The sequence below is a fragment of the Brotomerdimonas butyrica genome (assembly GCF_025567305.1).
Taxonomy (GTDB): Bacteria; Bacillota; Clostridia; order Peptostreptococcales; family Anaerovoracaceae; genus Lentihominibacter; species Lentihominibacter butyricus.
On sequence record NZ_JAOQJP010000009.1, the window covers coordinates 47,059 to 61,036 of the forward strand.

At 50.8% G+C, this 13,978-nt stretch carries 13 protein-coding genes; 10 read left to right on the plus strand and 3 right to left on the minus strand.

Going from position 1 to position 13,978, the window contains the following annotated elements; all coding sequences use genetic code 11:
* Positions 1-24 precede the first annotated feature (24 nt).
* Positions 25-1,653: a peptidoglycan D,D-transpeptidase FtsI family protein gene (locus OCV59_RS07500; protein ID WP_262584212.1), complete on the plus strand. Its 1,629-nt coding sequence runs from the start codon at positions 25-27 to the stop codon at positions 1,651-1,653.
* A gap of 51 nt (positions 1,654-1,704) precedes the next feature.
* Here OCV59_RS07500 and sigK read toward each other — a convergent pair whose 3' ends face one another.
* Together sigK and OCV59_RS07510 are read right to left on the minus strand one after the other, a co-directional pair.
* On the minus strand, positions 1,705-2,331 hold the full coding sequence (gene sigK / locus OCV59_RS07505; protein WP_147593876.1) for an RNA polymerase sporulation sigma factor SigK: 627 nt from the start codon (positions 2,329-2,331) through the stop codon (positions 1,705-1,707).
* A 190-nt stretch (positions 2,332-2,521) separates the two neighbouring features.
* Complete coding sequence (locus tag OCV59_RS07510) at positions 2,522-2,680, minus strand: DUF1540 domain-containing protein (protein WP_147593877.1); 159 nt, start codon at positions 2,678-2,680, stop codon at positions 2,522-2,524.
* Between the two features lie 156 nt (positions 2,681-2,836).
* Here OCV59_RS07510 and radC point away from each other — a divergent pair, with 156 nt between their 5' ends.
* The 3 genes from radC to minD are packed head-to-tail and all read left to right on the plus strand — an operon-like array spanning position 2,837 to position 6,594.
* Positions 2,837-3,517: a RadC family protein gene (radC, locus tag OCV59_RS07515; RefSeq protein ID WP_147593878.1), complete on the plus strand. Its 681-nt coding sequence runs from the start codon at positions 2,837-2,839 to the stop codon at positions 3,515-3,517.
* Positions 3,518-3,538: 21 nt separating this feature from the next.
* Positions 3,539-5,887, plus strand: coding sequence for a peptidoglycan D,D-transpeptidase FtsI family protein (locus OCV59_RS07520; RefSeq protein WP_147593879.1), 2,349 nt, complete (start codon positions 3,539-3,541; stop codon positions 5,885-5,887).
* Positions 5,869-6,594: a septum site-determining protein MinD gene (gene minD / locus OCV59_RS07525; protein ID WP_262584213.1), complete on the plus strand. Its 726-nt coding sequence runs from the start codon at positions 5,869-5,871 to the stop codon at positions 6,592-6,594. The genes OCV59_RS07520 and minD overlap by 19 nt, the downstream gene beginning before the upstream one ends.
* 58 nt (positions 6,595-6,652) lie before the next feature.
* Here minD and OCV59_RS07530 read toward each other — a convergent pair whose 3' ends face one another.
* The gene (locus OCV59_RS07530) at positions 6,653-7,750 is read right to left on the minus strand and encodes an FtsW/RodA/SpoVE family cell cycle protein (protein ID WP_147593881.1); all 1,098 of its coding nucleotides are present in this window, start codon (positions 7,748-7,750) and stop codon (positions 6,653-6,655) included.
* Between the two features lie 166 nt (positions 7,751-7,916).
* Between OCV59_RS07530 and rny the strand changes: the two genes are divergently transcribed.
* From rny to OCV59_RS07560, 6 genes are all read left to right on the plus strand, one after another.
* Positions 7,917-9,461: a ribonuclease Y gene (gene rny, locus OCV59_RS07535; RefSeq protein WP_147593882.1), complete on the plus strand. Its 1,545-nt coding sequence runs from the start codon at positions 7,917-7,919 to the stop codon at positions 9,459-9,461.
* 72 nt (positions 9,462-9,533) lie between these two features.
* Positions 9,534-10,697: a cysteine desulfurase family protein gene (locus tag OCV59_RS07540; protein ID WP_147593883.1), complete on the plus strand. Its 1,164-nt coding sequence runs from the start codon at positions 9,534-9,536 to the stop codon at positions 10,695-10,697.
* Between the two features lie 72 nt (positions 10,698-10,769).
* The gene (gene thiI, locus OCV59_RS07545) at positions 10,770-11,954 is read left to right on the plus strand and encodes a tRNA uracil 4-sulfurtransferase ThiI (RefSeq protein WP_147593884.1); all 1,185 of its coding nucleotides are present in this window, start codon (positions 10,770-10,772) and stop codon (positions 11,952-11,954) included.
* Positions 11,955-12,055: 101 nt separating this feature from the next.
* Complete coding sequence (locus OCV59_RS07550) at positions 12,056-12,421, plus strand: STAS domain-containing protein (RefSeq protein ID WP_262584216.1); 366 nt, start codon at positions 12,056-12,058, stop codon at positions 12,419-12,421.
* A 3-nt stretch (positions 12,422-12,424) separates the two neighbouring features.
* On the plus strand, positions 12,425-12,871 hold the full coding sequence (gene spoIIAB / locus OCV59_RS07555; protein ID WP_147593886.1) for an anti-sigma F factor: 447 nt from the start codon (positions 12,425-12,427) through the stop codon (positions 12,869-12,871).
* On the plus strand, positions 12,861-13,601 hold the full coding sequence (locus OCV59_RS07560) for a sigma-70 family RNA polymerase sigma factor (protein ID WP_147593887.1): 741 nt from the start codon (positions 12,861-12,863) through the stop codon (positions 13,599-13,601). The genes spoIIAB and OCV59_RS07560 overlap by 11 nt, the downstream gene beginning before the upstream one ends.
* The last annotated feature ends 377 nt before the right edge of the window (positions 13,602-13,978 follow it).

Genomic DNA, 13,978 nt, shown 5'->3' on the forward strand with positions numbered 1-13,978 from the left:
AAATACATGCAGAGGAGTTTTTTTATGGACAGAATGGCGGGAAATCTGAAAAAAGTCATGTTGATAGCAGCGGTGCTGGCTGGGCTGCTCGTCTGCAGGCTGTTTTATATACAGATCACAGGAAACGGAGAGCTGGCGGCGGTGACCAGGATGCAGTCGATGATAGCTCTTGAGGGCGGCAACACGCGCGGCATCATTTACGACAGGAACGGATCACCTCTGGTAGCTGATGAAAAGCGTTTTGTCTATATAATAAATAAGAAAAAGATGGACAGTGAGGCTTTGCGTATCCTGGACCGTATCGGCGCACATGAGGTCATCAACGAGGAGAATGAGTATGCGGTCTACAGCTCTGAGTCGTATGAAAAATATGCAGGGCACAGGCTGATATCCGGATATGGAGCGTATATACTGCAGGCATCCGCGAGATACAGCGACGAGCAGACGGCAGTGCACCTCATAGGGTATGTGAACAGGAGCGATTCATCGGGCGCTGCAGGGCTTGAGCTGATGTATGACGATCAGCTGTCCGGCTTCAACCGCAGGATATATGCGGTCGCGGATGTAAAAGGCGGGATCCTTCCGGGAAGAGGGCTTGTGATCACGTCTGACAGTGAGAAGGACTCGTCTGTCATAAAAGGCATACGCACGACGGTGGACAAGGAGCTTCAGCAGGCCGTCGAGGAGATAATACAGAATGTGGAAAAGGACTGCGCGGTCGTCATTCTCGATGCTTCAGACGGGGGAGTCGCGGCTATGGCCTGTACGCCGTCTTTCGATCCCAATGATGTAGGCACGCATCTTGAAAGTGATGGCGATGAGCTTGTGAACAAGGCCACTCAGGGTGAGTATGCACCGGGGTCTGTTTTCAAGATCGCGGTCGCAGCCGCGGCACTGGAAAACGGTGTGGATATCGACTGCAGCTATGACTGTACGGGGTCGGTATCAGTAGGAGATCTGCAGGTGAAGTGCGAGACAGGTGGAGACGACGGGCATGGCAGCATAGGATTCGAGGATGCTTTTGCGCAGTCGTGCAACAGCTTCTTCATACAGCTGGGGCAGGAGATCGGCGCTGACGATATAATAGAGACGGCGCAGAAGCTTGGACTCGGAAAGAAAGCTCTGACAGGGTATCCTCAGGAAAGTGCAGGGCACCTGATGACTTCCGGAGAGCGGTCAGGAGATGCGATAGCCAATCTGTCGATCGGGCAGGGAGAAACTCTCGTCACGCCTCTGCAGGTGGCGCATATGACAGGGATCATAGCTTCCGGCGGCATAGACAGAGGCGTGCATATGCTGATGGAGGAAGAAGCCGGTAATGAACGCGTGATTTCCGGGAAAACTGCGGGAGCGATAGCCGCCATGATGGAAAAAACGACGGAGAGCGGAACAGGGAGCGGTCTGGATATGACAGCGCGTGACGGGAGCGCGGAGGCTGCGGTGAAAACGGGCACTGCGGAGTACAGCGACGGCGAAACTGTCAGGACCCACGGCTGGATCACAGGGTATGCTCCGTGTAGCGAGCCGGAATATGTGATAACCGTGTTCGTGGAAGACGGAGGGTCCGGATCGGCGTCAGCAGGGCCTGTATTTGAAAAGATACTGGAATATATGAGAAAATCAGGGAGCTACAGCAGTCCGGCGCTGGCGTGATGCGGTGCGATGCGACGCACTGCATGCGAGGCGGGGTCCGTACATGACATGTCAGGATTCCATCGCGCGCCGGAGCTTTTCCAGAGCCTTCTTTTCGATGCGCGAGACATATGATCTGCTTATCCCCAGATATGCGGCGACTTCGCGCTGTGTCCTCGGTGCGGTGCCGAGTATGCCGTAGCGATGTATTATGATCTGTTTTTCGCGGTCAGTCAGCACGCTGCCTAGTGCGTTGAGCATATCGCGAACCTGTATCCTGGTATTGATATCGTCTATGACGGCATCGGGATCTGTGCCCAGTATATCGTTCAGACTGATTTCGTTCCCGTCCTTATCGGTCCCTATCGGCAGATTTATGGAAACCTCAGAGGAAGTCTTCTTTGATGCTCTTATACTCATCAGGATCTCGTTTTCGATGCATCTGGCAGCATAAGTGGCAAGTCTGACAGACTTGCCGCTGCGGTAGGTGTTTACCGCTTTTATCAGCCCTATAGTGCCTGTAGAGATATAGTCGTCCATGCTCTGAGTGGCAGTGGCGTATTTTTTTGCAATGTGGGCAACGAGACGCAGATTGCGCTCGATAAGTATTTCTCTGGCCTGTTCATCGCCTTTTTCCCATAGTGAGATATAGTATTTTTCTTCTTTGTCGGTCAGTGGTTTCGGAAATGAAACACTCATTCTATGTATCCCCCTCTGTAGATGATCGTGAGCGGATAAAACGCTGCATCATCCGGTATTTCAGCGTATTACCAGAGTCTCGCACCAGTGTCGCTGGTGTTGCCGGCTTTGGTACTATATGCAGAAATCAGAGGGGAAGTGCCTGACCTCAGAAAAAGAGCATGCTCCTATTTGAGGAGGACAGGATCAGCTATTTTCTTTTGAATGAAAGACAGTCTGTACACTGATCAACGGTAGGGTCGCACTCGTGTGTTCCTACAGTGATGCAGTCCAGTGAACAGTAGTCAGCTGAATCACAGTGGTTCTGACATGTTCCTACTGTGCATTTGATGCTTTTGTTCATATCCATGATATTGACCTCCTGAAAAATGTTTTGCATTACTTATTATGCCCGCACGCGGTAAATTTATCGAAAAAATATTTAGAAAAACACGGTTTAAATGTAAAAATATGGTATAATAACACGAAGCACAGCAATGCATAATAAAAGGAGATAAAGGGAAAAATGAAGATCAGAAAACTTCCGGACAGCGAAAGGCCGAGAGAAAAGCTGCTGAGAGAAGGTAAAGAGCGGCTTTCCAATACAGAGATACTGGCGATAATAATAGGAAGCGGCACGGGCGGCAGGTCGGCGCTGGATCTGGCGTCAGAAGTGATATCGCTTGACAGCACGGGCATAAGATTCCTGGCGGGATGCAGGCCTGAAGAGCTGCAGCGCGTAAAAGGCATAGGAAGAGCCAAAGCGTGTGAGATCCTGGCAGCTGCAGAGCTTGGAAAACGCATCGCGACCAGACCGCATGAGGAGTGCACGCGCATAGAACGTTCTTCGGATATAGCCGAGCTGTTCATGGAGAAAATGAGATATCACAAGAAAGAGCATTTTGTGACGCTGCTGATAAATGTAAAAGGAGAGATAATCGAAGAGGCGGAGATTTCGGTAGGCGATCTGTGTTCAAGTACGACGCATCCGAGAGAAGTATTCGTGGATGCAGTCAGACGGAGCGCGGGCTCGGTCGCTTTCGTACATAATCATCCCAGCGGGGATCCGACGCCGAGCAGCGCCGATCTCGATACGACGAGACGGCTGATGCAGGCGGGAGAGATACTGGGGATCCCGGTGCTCGACCATATAGTGATAGGCGACGGATGCTATGTCAGCATGAGAGCGGAGGGGATGATGGACTGATCTTGCGACGAGGAGGCTTCAGTGAAAAGAGAAAAGAGATCGAAACATTCGCTGATGAGTATTTTCATGATATTTATGGGACTCGTACTGTCCGTGAGGCTTCTGGTGCTTACTTCAGTGCAGGCCGGAGAGTGGAAAAGCGCTGCGGAAGACATGTCGGTCAGAACAGTTTACGAGACGGCGCCAAGGGGTGATATACTCGACAGGAACGGGGTGGTGCTGGCGACGAGCAGACCGGTCTATTCGGTATGTGTGAGCCGTGCCGGTATGGATCGGGACGAGATGCTGGAAACGGCTGCCTCTGTGATGAGCGAGCTCGAGGAACTGGGCGAGGATCTGAACGTGACGATCGACGAAGTGCGGGACGCGGTATCGGATACGGGATATACGGCATATATGCCTGTAGTCATTGCGGAGGATGTTTCGGAAGAGGCGGCAGACAGCATACAGCGGCAGAGGATAAAGGGAGTGACTGTTTCCACTGAATATGTGAGAAGCTATCCGCAGGGATCGCTGGCATCGCATGTCCTCGGATATATGGGTCGTATCAGCTCTGATGAGGAAGAGGAATATGTGAACGAAAAAGGATACAGAAAGGATGCACTGATCGGGAAGGCAGGCATCGAAAGCCGCTATGAGGAAAAGCTCAGAGGGAGCGATTCGGTACAGCGGTTCCGGGTGGACTCATCCGGCAGAGTGACAGGGCTTATCAGCAGCAGTGAAGCGAAAAAAGGCGGCGATGTAAAGCTTACGATAGATTCGAGGCTGCAGAAGGTGACTGAGGATGCTCTGGAGCAGGCGGTCGCAAAAGCTGCAGAGGGAGGTACCTTCGAGAGCAGCTACGGGGATTATGCGATGACAACGGCAAAAAACGCAGCTTCAGGCGCGGCCGTGGCTATCGACGTGGAGACCGGCGAGGTGCTTGCCATGGCAAGCTTCCCGGACTATGATCCCAATGATTTTGCGGTATCTGTGTCAGAAGAGAAATGGGCGTCGCTCCAGCAGGAGAATCCGTACGATCCGATGAGCCCGTCGCCCATGTACAACACGGCCACGATGACAGCCGTGCAGCCCGGCTCTGCATTCAAGCCGGTGACCGCACTGGCTGCGATGAGCTGCGGGCTGGACGAGAAAAAATATCTGTATGATGACGGAGCCGTGACCCTGGGAGAGAGGACGTACGGCTGTTTTCTATGGAATGAAAAAAATGAAACGCACGGATACGTGAGCCTGCGGGAAGCCCTCAAGGTATCATGCAATTACTATTTTTTCGATATCGCTGCAGGAAAAGACTTTGCGTCGGGGACATCTCTCGACTACGACCGCAGGATAAGCAACGAGACGATAACCGATACTGCGAAGATGCTGGGACTCGGCAGAAAAACGGGTATAGAGATAGAAGAAAGTGCAGGAGTGCTGCCGTCTGCAGAGCTCAAAAAAGAAGGGGTGAAAAGCTCGCTGAGGAATTATCTGCTTGCGGAAGAAGAGACGTATTTTAAAAAGGATACGCTGAAGGACAGAAAGCAGACCAGAAAAAATATAGAAAAAATCGTAAAATGGGCAGATAAGGACTTGACTTTAGAGGAAATTATAGGCAAACTAACTAAAGAGAATTTTATCAGACAAGATAAAGCGGAGACACTGGCGTCTATATGTAAATTCACGTATTTCGATCAGATAAAGTGGACTTTAGGCGATACATTCAACATTTCGATCGGACAGGGGGACAATGCGTACACCACGCTTCAGATGGCAAGTTATATGTCGGCCCTGGCAAACGGCGGGGTAAGGAAACCTGTTACACTTACAGCTTCCCGGAAGCAGCAGAAGGATACGCGGGAGGCAGGAATCCCAGACAAGGCAGATATCAGTTATATAATCAGTGCGATGACAAGAGTCACCGGAGATAAGGATGGCTCGCTTTATCGAGCCTTTGCGTCTTTTCCCTATTCTGTTGCGGCGAAGACGGGCACTGCGCAGCGCGCCGGGAAAAAGAGTGTTGAAGATGAACGTGAGTATCTGAGAAAACATCTGCATCTGATAGCGCCTGACGTCACGATGAGTCAGGTGGAGGAGGAAGCTGAGCGTCTCATGACGGATTATCCGGATCTGTATGATAACGATGATACGGCGCTCAGGAGAGCAGTGATAAATAAAAGCCGGAATGAAATAAGCGCAGATGACATAGATCTTTACAAGGAAGGGTACGACAGCTTTGCATGGACAGTGGCGTTTGCGCCGGCGGAGGATCCGCAGATCGCGGTGGCGGTGATGCTGATCCAGGGCGGGGAGTCCTCGAATGCGGCTCCGGCAGTAAGAGAAATTATAGGAAAGTATGGAGAATATTCACAATGGGAAAAGTCATTTTAGTTTCATCAGGTAAAGGCGGCACGGGCAAAACTATGTTTTCCGTAAATCTGGGCGCGGTACTGGCGCAGCGGGAAAAGCGTGTCATACTGATAGACCTCGATATGGGACTGAGAAACATGGACATCTATCTGGGTATGGAAAACAAAGTCGTATACAACATAATGGATGTAGTCTCAGGGATCTGCCGCATCAAAAAAGCCATGATAAAAGTGGACGGTTTCGATACCCTTTACTTCATGGCGGCTTCGCCGAGACGCGACGACAGAGATATCACGCCTCTCCATATGGAAGTGCTGTGCAGCAAGCTGCGCAGATATTTCGACTACATAATAATCGACTGCCCGGCAGGCATCGGCGACATGCTGGATGTGGCGCTCAGACCTGCGGACCAGGTGGTGATCGTGACAGAGCCTGAAGCGGCATCCCTCAGAGATGCAGACGTCACAGAGAGATACATAAGAGAGAACGGCGTGACCAATACGGTCTTCATAATCAATAAAGTCAGAGTCGAGCTCATGAAAGCCGGCTTCGTGCCGGATCTGGCGACGATACTGAACATGTTCAAAAATCCCGTTGTCGGCATGATACAGGACGACGACAACATACACATTTCCACCAACAAGGGCATACCGATAGTGTGCAAGAAAGGCACATACATAGAAAAGAACTTTCAGGATATAGCGGACAAGATAACAGGGCTTATGTGAGCTCTGTTTTTTCTTGTAAAGGTGCAGTCTTCCGGAGTGCACGGCGGTCATGAGCACGTCACAGTTTCTGCCGGCAGCTCACGCTGAGAAGCAGCCCGACTCCCATCATCGCGGATATCAGAGATGAGCCGCCGCAGCTCACGAAAGGCAGCGTGATGCCGGTCACAGGCATCAGCCCCATGTTCATCGCGATATTTTCAAATGCCTGGAAAAAGAACATCCCGGCAAGCCCGGCAGCGATAAGAGTGCCCTGAAGATCCTCTGCGTATTTTGCGATCTTCAGCGTCTCGAAAAGAAAAAAAGCGAAAAGTCCTATGATCAGCATACCGCCGAAAAAGCCTGTTTCTTCCACGAAAGATGCGAATATAAAGTCGGACTCGGGGACCGGCAGGAAGCCGAGCGCGCCCTGAGTGCCTTGCATGAATCCTTTGCCGAACAGACCGCCCGAACCTGCGGCGACCTTTGCATTCCAGACCTGATAATTACCGGGAAGACTAAGATCCCCCGGTTTCAGGAATGCGTCTATCCGGTCTTTCTGGTATCCGGCCATAAAAAAATAGGCGATCGGTATCAGAGATACGAATACGAGCGCCAGCCTGCAGATGGTTCGCAGTTCCAGGCCGGAGCAGAATACCATGAAGATCCAGATGGCGCAGAACACACAGCCGCTGCCGAAATCCTCCTTTGTGACGATGAGTATGAACGGCATAGCGTAAAGCGCTGCTGCTGCCGCTCCGCGCGCCTTTGCAGGAGAATCTCCGCAGCGCGACAGGTATGAGGACATAAGTATGATAAAAAATATTTTCACCGGTTCGGACGGCTGGATCGTGATGAATCCCAGATCGATCCATGAACGCGAACCGTACAGCGATGTGCCGAGTCCGGGCACGTACACGGACAGCAGCAGTATCATGCTGAATATATATATGGGCTTCTCCAGGTCGGTAAAATATCTGTAGCCCGCGTATGTGATGACGGATACGAGTATCAGTCCGATCACGAGGGCTACAGACTGTATGATAACTTCCCTGGTGAGGAAGGTCTTGTCAGTGCGGCTGACGCTTGCTATCGCAGCGATGCCCGCAGCCGAGAGGGCGACAGGTGCGACAAGCACGAGACGGTTGCAGTGTCTGAATAACTGGGGAAATTTGTTCATCGATGCCCCCTCACTTTCCTTGACTACTAGGACAAAAAAGTCTATAATAATATTGTGTGCTTTTAATTAATTATTATTACTTCTTATATAACAAAATTGATATTTACAAGGAACTTTGAGTTGATTATAAAAACTTGAAAATCGAGAAGAAAAAGGAGGGTGATCAATGACGGAAATCGTTATAGCGGTTGTTGTTGGACTGGTGGCTCTTGTGATAGGGATACTGGTTGGATATATACTAAGAAAATCTATAGGCGAAAAGACTATCGGGAATGCTGAACAGAAAGCAAAGAACCTGATACTCGACGCAGAGAACAGGGCGGAAACGCTCAAAAAGGAAAAGATACTGGAGGCCAAGGAGGAAGCTCACAGGCACAGAAGTGATGCCGAGAAGGAGATAAGAGAAAGGCGAAATGAGATCCAGAAATCTGAGAGAAGACTCGTTCAGAAGGAGGAGTCGATAGACAGAAAACTTGAAAATATTGAGAAGAAAGAAGAAAGCATTACTAATAAAGAAAAAAGCATTACCAACAAGCAGCAGGAAATGGAGAGACTGCTGAAGAGGCAGCTCGAGGAGCTCGAGAAGATCTCCGGATACTCCATCGAACAGGCGAGGGAGATCATACTGCAGAAGGTAGAAAAGGAAGCACGAAGCGACGCGGCGCTTTTGTACAAGGATATCGAGAACAAGGCAAAGGAAGACGCAGAGAAAAAGGCGAAGGAGATAATCACCGGAGCCATCCAGAGATGTGCGGCGGATCACGTTGCGGAATCTACAGTCTCTGTTGTGCCGCTTCCTAACGATGAGATGAAGGGTCGTATCATCGGAAGAGAAGGCAGGAACATACGCGCCATCGAGACGCTCACAGGCATAGATCTGATAATAGACGACACGCCTGAAGCGGTGATTCTGTCGGGGTTCGATCCGGTAAGGAGAGAGATCGCCAGACTGTCGCTTGAAAAACTGATCGTTGACGGAAGGATACATCCGGCGAGGATCGAGGAAATGGTGCAGAAATCAGAAAAAGAAGTAAATGCTATAATCAAGGAGGAAGGCGAACAGGCTACATTCGAGGTAGGCATCCACAACCTTCATCCTGAACTGATAAAACTGCTGGGAAGACTGAAGTACAGAACGTCATACGGTCAGAACGTGCTCAAGCACTCTGTAGAGGTGGCGCATCTGGCAGGTCTGATGGCAGGCGAACTCGGACTGGATGTGACTCTTGCGAAGAGAGCGGGACTCCTGCATGACATAGGAAAGGCTCTCGACCACGAGCGTGAAGGCACACATGTGGATATTGGTATCGAAGTGCTGAGAAAGTACAAGGAGTCCGAAGCTGTGATCAATGGAATGGCTGCACACCACGGTGATTACGAGCCTAAGTCGATCGAAGCTGTACTTATCGCTGCGGCGGATGCACTTTCGGCAGCAAGACCTGGTGCAAGGCGTGAAACTCTCGAGTCGTATATCAAGAGACTGCAGAAGCTCGAAGAGATCGCAAACACTACCGAAGGCGTAGAGAGATCGTTTGCGATACAGGCGGGAAGAGAGATCAGGATCATCGCGAAACCTGATGAAGTAGGCGATGATGCGATAGCCCTGCTTGCAAGAGATATTTCGAAGAAGATCGAATCAGAGCTCGAATACCCTGGTCAGATCAAGGTCAATGTTGTCAGAGAGACGAGAGCAGTAGACTATGCGAAATAGATGATGACAAAGTCAGAATAAAAACGAACTGAGGCGGACTGGATCCGCCTCAGACTGTTATAGGAGAAATACATGATTTATTTGGATAACAGTGCGACAACGAGGCAGTATCCCGAGGTGACACGCGAGATGCTGCGGTATATGGACGAATTTTACGGCAATCCGTCGTCGCTATATCAGCTCGGTGTGGACAGTGAAAAGGCTGTAAAAAAGGCGCGTACCGCACTGCAGAAGGCGATCGGCATGGAAGACGGCAGGGTGTACTTTACATCAGGAGGTACAGAAGCTGACAATATGGCGATATTCGGAGCGGCCAGGGCGCTGAAGAGACGAGGGCGCAGGATCGTGACGACAGCGGTGGAGCATCCGGCAGTGCTGGAATGCTGCAAAGAGCTGGAAAAACAGGGCTTCGAGGTGATATATGTCGGTGTCGACCGGAACTGCAGACTCGATATCGATGCGCTGAGATCGGCTGTCAACGATGAAACTATCCTCGTATCTATGATGCATGTGAACAATGAAGCCGGAACGATAATGCCCGTAAACGAAGTCAAACAGATAATGAAAGAAAAGGATGCGCCCGGGATATTCCACTGTGACGCGGTACAGAGCTTCGGCAAACTGCAGCTTTGCAGTGATGCAGATGTGATATCGGTAAGCGGACACAAGATCCACGGGCCGAAAGGCACCGGAGCCATCTGCATAAGAGAAGGCGTGAACATACCGGCGTTCATATGCGGAGGCGGACAGGAGAGCGGCAAGCGATCAGGAACGGAGAATGTGCCTGCGATAGCGGGATTCGGTCTGGCGGCGGAGATGTCTGAGCACGGACGCCGTGAAAACAGTGCATCTATGGCGCAGATGAGACAGCGGCTGATATCGCAGCTGACGGCATCGCTTGATGACATAGTGATAAACAGTCCGGAAACGGCCGGGGAGAATGCCGGCGAGTGCTGCAGTTCACTGCTGAACATATCGTTTCTGGGAACGCGCGGTGAAGTGCTGCTGCACACGCTGGAGCAGGACGGAATATACGTGTCGACCGGGTCGGCATGCTCGTCCAACAAGAAGGGGCAGAGTCACGTGCTCAAGGCGATGGGGCTCAAAGACAAGGAAATAGAAGGAACGCTGAGATTCAGCTTCGGAAGGATGAATTCGATAGAAGAGATCGACATTGCAGCGGATAAAGTCGCTGCTGCGGTGAAACGCTTCCGCAGGCTGGGCAGCTTCAGATAGAAGAGACGTGAAAGCGCAGCCGGCCGGCCGGCCGCTAACGTGAGGATATCAATAGTAAAGGTGGTCAGATAAGTGAATAATGAACATATTTTTATAGTCAGATGCGGCGAAGTAGCACTGAAGGGAATGAATAAACCCTATTTCGAAAGGATGCTTGTTGAACGTATCAAGAAGCTTCTCAAAAAATTCGACGGCGTGAGCGTAAAGCGCCACGAAGGTCTTATCTTCGTGAGAGCAGACAAAAGCCTCGACAAGCAGGCGATAATAAAGGAGATCTCGAAGGTGTTCGGAGTAGCGTCCATCAGCCCTGCGGTGGAGTGCGAAAGCACGATGGAAGCTATCGGAAAGGCTGCAGTCGAGTACATGCTGGAGGCTATCGACGAGCGCGGTATCAAGACGTTCAAGGTGGAAGCGAAGAGAGCCGACAAGAACTTTCCTGTAAAGTCGCCGGATATCGGCAGGCTGATAGGCGCAGAAGTACTCAAGGGCTGCAAGGTGCTGAAAGTCGACGTACATCACCCGGACTGCCTGCTTTTCGTAGATGTGAGACGTGAAAAATCATATATATATCAGGACAAGATCGCAGGATTCGGCGGACTGCCGCTCGGAACGAACGGTAAGGGACTTTCGCTGCTTTCAGGAGGTATAGATTCGCCGGTCGCTACATGGATGATGGCAAAGCGCGGGATGATGATAGAAGCCGTGCATTTCCATTCATATCCGTATACGAGCCAGAGAGCGCAGGAAAAGGTCGAAGACCTGGCAGCAATCGTTGCCACTTACTGCGGCAGGTTCAAGATGCATGTGATAAACCTGCTGCCGATACAGGAGCAGATAGTGCAGAACTGTCCAGAAGAGGAAACGACGATACTCGTCAGACGTTTCATGATGAGGGTCGCTCAGAAGATCGCGGAGAATACAGGCTGCGGCATGCTGATAACGGGAGAAAACCTCGGTCAGGTGGCAAGCCAGACGGCAGAGGCGCTCGTTGTTACGGATTCATGCGTGACGATGCCGGTCATGAGACCGCTGATCGCGATGGACAAAGTCGACATCATGGACAAGGCTCAGGAGATAGGTACGTACGAAACGTCTATCCAGCCTTATGAAGACTGCTGCACAGTATTCCTGCCGAAGCACCCTGTGACAAAGCCTAAGCTCGACAGGATCCTTGCGTCGGAAAGCAGGCTTGACTGCGAGGCGCTCATAGATGCTGCGGTGGCCTCTGAAGAAATCATCGATATTTTTCCGCGATAGCCGACAAAATTAGTGGAAATCAGATATTTTCTCTTAAGGACAACCTCCTTATGCAAAGATTATAATTGTTGTATGATCTTTTGCATAAAGGAGGTTTTTTAGTGGAAGTGATTTTTAGGATTTCCGGAAAAGTGCTGATATCCTGCATCCGAGGAGATGTGGATCATCACAGTGCGCTGCCTCTCAGGCAGGCGATAGATAAATCGATGAAAGCTTTTGACTGCAGCGATCTTGTAATGGATTTCAGTGGTGTCGACTTTATGGACAGTTCGGGTATAGGGGTAGTGCTGGGACGCTATAAAAAGCTGCACAAAAACGGCCGCAGGGTGTGTATCGCGGGGTGCAGTGAATACGTGAGAAAGCTGCTGGATATGGCAGGCGTTTTTTCTCTCGTGCCCGAGGCTGCAGATTTTGATGCGGCAGTCGCACTGATAAACGGGCAGGAACAAATGAGCATGGAGGTTTGATGTATGAACAATGTGATGAAAACAGAGTTTAGCGCGCTTGCGGAAAACGAGGCCTTTGCCAGAGCCCTGGCGGCGGCTTTCGTGATGCCTCTGGATCCTACGGTCGAGGAGCTGACGGAGATAAAGACTGCAGTATCCGAAGCCGTGAGCAACAGTATCATACACGGATACAGAGACTGCGAGGACAGGACTGCGGCTAAGGTTTCCATGGAGTGTGCGATGTATGACGGCGGCAAAATCGTGATAACGGTCGAGGATCAGGGCATAGGGATAAAAGATGTGAAACAGGCGATGGAGCCGATGTTTTCCACGGGTGACAGTGAGGAACGATCGGGAATGGGATTCACTGTGATGGAGAGTTTTACCGACAAGCTGAAAGTGAGATCGGAAGAAGGCAGGGGGACTACCGTGATCATGATAAAATATCTGGATGTAGTAAGTGGCATATAAATACACTCCGGCAGCAAAAGAGGATACATACAGGCTTATTGCAAAGGCGCAGAGTGGCGACCGCGCGGCGCGCGAGCAGGTCGTCGCGCAGAATATAGGTCTTGTAAAGAATCTGGCTCTCAAGTACACGTCGGCATATTATGAGACGGAAGATCTCATACAGGTCGGTTTTGTCGGTCTCGTAAAGGCGATAGACCGGTTCGATCCGGAATTCGGCGTGATGTTTTCGACCTATGCGGTCCCCATGATATTAGGTGAGATAAAACGGTTTTTGAGAGATGACGGGAAGATAAAGCTGAGCCGGCAGCTGAAGACTGAAATGAGGAACCTGAAGGCTTTCCAGCAGGAATATTACAACAGATACGGGAAAAGCCCGAAGATCAGTTATCTTGCGCAGAAAATGGGCATTTCAAGGGAACGTGTTATGGAGGTGCTGGAAGCGATCGATTCGCTTTCGAGCATCGAAAGCCTGGATAATGAGCTGATACCGGAAGGCATGCATGGCGGGAACTACGTGGATGAGGAGCAGCAGAATGTGGAACTGCTGGATCTGAAAGCAGCTATCAGAGACCTGGCGGACAGGGAGCGTCAGATAATAGTGCTGCGATATTTTCGCGATATGACGCAGCAGCAGATCGCGTCCGTGCTGGGGATATCGCAGGTGCAGGTGTCAAGGATCGAGAAAAAAGTCCTCGGCCGCATGCGCGAAAAAATGCAGAAAATAGAGTGATATGCATGCAAATCAAAAACACTCACCTTTCGATGAGTGTTTTTGATTTGGCGCGCCATGAGGGACTTTCCCGTATGCTACGCATCCGGCCTTCTGCACATGCTACGCATGTTTGGAGACGCTGCTGTTCGAATGTCCATTGGACATTCTCTCTGATGCAGCAGCCCTTTCGGGTTCGAGTCCCTGCTCGTTTGACATATACACAAATAAAAATAGTTCCTCTTTCGAAGAACTATTTTTATTGGCGCGCCATGAGGGACTTTTCCGTATGCTGTGCATCCGGCCTCCTGCACATGCTTCGCATGTTTGGAGACGCTGCTGTTCTAATGTCCAGCGGACATTCTCACGACGCAGCGGCCCTTTCGGGTTCGAGTCCC

Bases quoted from the DNA above. Each gene is read 5' to 3' on its own strand.
- OCV59_RS07500 (WP_262584212.1), top strand. From the start codon at position 25: ATGGACAGAATGGCGGGAAATCTGAAAAAAGTCATGTTGATAGCAGCG.
- sigK (WP_147593876.1), bottom strand. From the start codon at position 2,331: ATGAGTGTTTCATTTCCGAAACCACTGACCGACAAAGAAGAAAAATAC.
- OCV59_RS07510 (WP_147593877.1), bottom strand. From the start codon at position 2,680: ATGGATATGAACAAAAGCATCAAATGCACAGTAGGAACATGTCAGAAC.
- radC (WP_147593878.1), top strand. From the start codon at position 2,837: ATGAAGATCAGAAAACTTCCGGACAGCGAAAGGCCGAGAGAAAAGCTG.
- minD (WP_262584213.1), top strand. From the start codon at position 5,869: ATGGGAAAAGTCATTTTAGTTTCATCAGGTAAAGGCGGCACGGGCAAA.
- OCV59_RS07530 (WP_147593881.1), bottom strand. From the start codon at position 7,750: ATGAACAAATTTCCCCAGTTATTCAGACACTGCAACCGTCTCGTGCTT.
- rny (WP_147593882.1), top strand. From the start codon at position 7,917: ATGACGGAAATCGTTATAGCGGTTGTTGTTGGACTGGTGGCTCTTGTG.
- OCV59_RS07540 (WP_147593883.1), top strand. From the start codon at position 9,534: ATGATTTATTTGGATAACAGTGCGACAACGAGGCAGTATCCCGAGGTG.
- spoIIAB (WP_147593886.1), top strand. From the start codon at position 12,425: ATGAACAATGTGATGAAAACAGAGTTTAGCGCGCTTGCGGAAAACGAG.